Genomic DNA, 3,785 nt, shown 5'->3' on the forward strand with positions numbered 1-3,785 from the left:
AGCAGGCAACGACACGATTGCCGGCGCAGCCGGCAACGACGAGATCACCGTCGGTGCGGGCACCAACACCGTGTCGGGCGGCACCGGAACCGACCGCTTCATCGTCACCGGCGGCACGACCACGATCACCGATTTCGCTGGCGCATCGAATTACGAACTGATCGACCTCTCGGCCTTTGCCGGCGTCGATTTCTCCGACCTGACGATCACCGCCAATGGCGGCAATGCCCGGGTCGAGCTTCCGGCCGGGGCGGCAACGCTGATCCTGACCGGTGTGGCCGATACAGATCTGAGCGCATCTGACTTCATCTTCGAAGGCCAGGATGCACCGCGGCTTTTCACCCTCTCTGCGGGTGCCGACAATTTCACCGGTGGCGATGGCAATGACATTTTCGACCTGGCCGGTGCCCAGGAACAGCTCGATGCCTCGCTCGACACGCTGATCGGCGGCGCCGGGCTGGACGTGCTGCGCGCCTTCGGCAGCCGGGCCGTCACCCAGCTGGGCGAGGCGCGGCTGGACGCGCTGAACTCCATCGAGATCCTCGATCTGACCAACCTGACCGGCAATTACGAGATCACCATCGACGACGAGATCGCCAACCGGTCCGATACCGGGTCGATCCTGGTGCGCTTTGGGGCCGGCAACCTGGATCTCAACACCCGCGGCAATGCCGGCGCCAGCGGCGTGACCTCGGCCGATCAGGTCGTTCTGGAAGGCACCGGTGCAGTGCAACTGGCCTCGGCCAATGCGGGCCAGATGGTCACCATTTCCGACGCAGTCGGCGGCAATGTCACCGCGGGTGACGACGCCACAATCATCGTCGGCGGCGCCAAAGGCGACAGCATCACCGGCAACGAGGGCAGCGACACCCTGACCGGCAATGGCGGCGGCGACACGATCACCGGCGCGGCCGGCAACGACTTCATCAGCGTCGGCACCGGCACCAACACCGTGTCGGGCGGCACCGGCACCGACCGCTTCATAATCGCACCGGGCGGCACTACCACGATTGCCGATTTCGAAGGTCGCGGGAATTACGAACTGATCGACCTCCGCGCCTTCTCCGGCGTCGGCTTCGGTGCCCTGACCATCACCGATGTGAACGGCTCTGCCCAAATCACGCTGCCCGACGGCACCGTGATCAATCTCACCGGCTACGCGGCAGCCGAGCTGGCGCCAGCGGATTTCATCTTCGACGGTCAGGAGGCCCCCGGCCTCTTCACCCTGTCCGCAGGAACGGATGATTATACCGGCGGCTCCGGCAACGACCTGTTCGATTTGATCGGCGTCATCGACCAACTGAACGCTTCGGTCGACACGCTGCGCGGCGGTGAAGGCACTGACGTGCTGCGGGTCTTCGGCGACGGCCAGCGGACGCTGGGCGAGGCACGGCTCGACGCGCTCTTCTCGATCGAGGTGATCGACCTGCTGAACGTTGTCGGCCCCTATGACGTGACCATCGACAACGAAATCGCCTCGCGCTCCGGCTCCGGCAACATCCTGCTGCGCTTCGGCAATGCGGACATGGCCCTGAACACCGTGGGCCTGGACGGGCTGAACGCGCTGACCTCTGCCGATCAGCTGTTCCTCGACGGAACCGGCGCGGTACAGCTGGCCTCGGCCAATTCCGGCCAGAAGGTCTCCATCTCCAATGCGGTCGGCGGTAACGTCACCGCGGGTGACGACGCCACGATCATCGTCGGCGGCAACAAGTCCGACAGCATCACCGGCAATCTCGGCTTCGACACCCTGATCGGTAATGGCGGTAACGACACGATCAACGGAGCCGGCGGCAACGACACGATCGAGGGCGGCGCGGGCCATGACAACCTGACCGGCGGCTCCGATACGATCGGCACTGCGCCCGAGGGGCTGAGCGGTGACGATGTCGCGGCCAATACCGATTTCGACAGCATCCTCGGCGGCCTGGGCAACGACACCCTGTCGGGTGGCGCGGGCTATGACATGCTGGATGGCGGCGCGGGCACCAACCGTTCCACCGGTGGCTCCGGCTCCGACACGTTCCGGGTGACCGCGGGTGAAACCCTGGTGATCACCGATTTCGATCCTGCCGATTTCTACGAACGGATCGACCTCCGGGCGATCCCCGGCGTCGCCTTCGCCGACCTGGCGATCACCAATGATGCCGGCGACGCACTGATCACCCTGCCCGGCGGCGGCACGGTCATCAAGCTGCTGGGCGTGGCGGATACCGATGTCACCCCTGATGCCTTCGTCTTCGATGGCAGCGAAATGGTCACCCTCGCCCAGGGTCTGGGTCAGGCCTTCGACTTCCAGTTCACCGCCGGTGAAGACAGTTTTGCAGGCACTGATGCGGACGAAATTTTCGATCTGTCTGGCGTCCTGTCCAACCTTTCGGGGATCGAGGACACACTGGAAGGCGCGGTGGATGACGGTATCCTTGACACGTTCGACGGCGGCGCCGGCACCGACGTGCTGCGCATCTTCGGCGAAGATCGCTCGATCTCTCCGCTGCGCCTGGAAGGGATGTCCGGAATCGAGGTCATCGACCTGACCGGCGCAACCCTGAACGAGGAAAGCGCGATCTCGGTTACCGTGAATGCGGAAATGGTCGCCCAGTCCGATACCGGCACGATCACCATCCGCCACGGTGCCAACCCGCTCTTCCTGGACACCGAACACGCCCCCGAAGGCTCGGTCATCACCGAAGGCACCGGTCGCGTCACCACCCGCGACGTGCCCGGCCAGACGGTCACCGTCTCGGACCTCGTTCCCGGCGATATCCTGGACGGCAACGATGCCAACGTGATTGAAGGCGGCGCTCGTGGCGACACGATTGATGGCTTCGAACGTCCCGACACCCTGCGCGGCAATGGCGGCGATGACAGCCTGATCGGCGGCGAGGGCGATGATAGCCTGGAGGGCGGCGAAGGCGACGACACGCTCGAAGGCGGCATCGGCAACGACGTCCTGGTCGGGGGCCCAGGTGCCAACCGACTGGATGGTGGCGAGGATTTCGACCAGTACATCATTGGCGTCGGCGCCGAGGGGACCGTGATCGCCGATTACGACCCCGAAAACTTCGTCGAACGCATCAACCTGCAGGAATTGACCGGCCTGCGCGGCCTGGTGGATCTGACCTTCACCAATGAAGGCGCCAATGTCCGGATCACCGGCACCGGGCTCGACCTGGTCCTCGAGAACGTCCAGGCAGAGGAACTCGACGGTGCGGACTTCCTATTCTTCGGCCAGGATCCGCTGATCTACAACGTCAAGGCCGGCACCACCAACGCCCAGCTTCAGCAGCTCTTCGACGGTGCGGTGCCCAATGCCACGATCAACATCGCGGCCGGCACCTATGTCATCACAGAAACGCTCGAGGTGAATCGCGGCGACATCACGATCAAGGGCGCAGGCGAAGACCAAACCATCTTCCGCACCGATATCGCGGTAGAGAATGCAGGCCCGACAATCATCTTCCAGCCCAAGGACTTGCAGGTCCGCTACGGCCAGATCGACCTTGAAGTGGCCGAAGGCTCCAACCAGGTGCAACTGCCTGATATCGAGGCGCTGCGCCTGGCCAACCCCGATCTCGAATTCGACGAATTTGAAGTCGGCGATCTGGTGTTCCTGTTCCAGGAAAACGACGAGGCCTTCCTGGAGGCGACCGGTAACTTCAACACTCCTGACGGCATCGACTGGCGCGAGCCCGAAGCGGATCCGGAAGACCCGACGTCGGCGGAGCTATACTATCTTCGTGAGTTCCGGTCTCGGATTGTCTCGATTGACGAGAACGGGGTTG

Annotated in this window: 1 protein-coding gene; it reads left to right on the forward strand. The window is 64.0% G+C overall.

Features of this window, described 5'->3' with window-relative positions; all coding sequences use genetic code 11:
• Positions 1-3,785: calcium-binding protein (locus tag ATO9_RS24470; RefSeq protein WP_043755235.1), on the forward strand; the 3,785-nt coding region annotated here is incomplete at both ends.

Origin of the sequence: Pseudooceanicola atlanticus, assembly GCF_000768315.1 — a bacterium.
Classification (GTDB): Bacteria; Pseudomonadota; Alphaproteobacteria; order Rhodobacterales; family Rhodobacteraceae; genus Pseudooceanicola; species Pseudooceanicola atlanticus.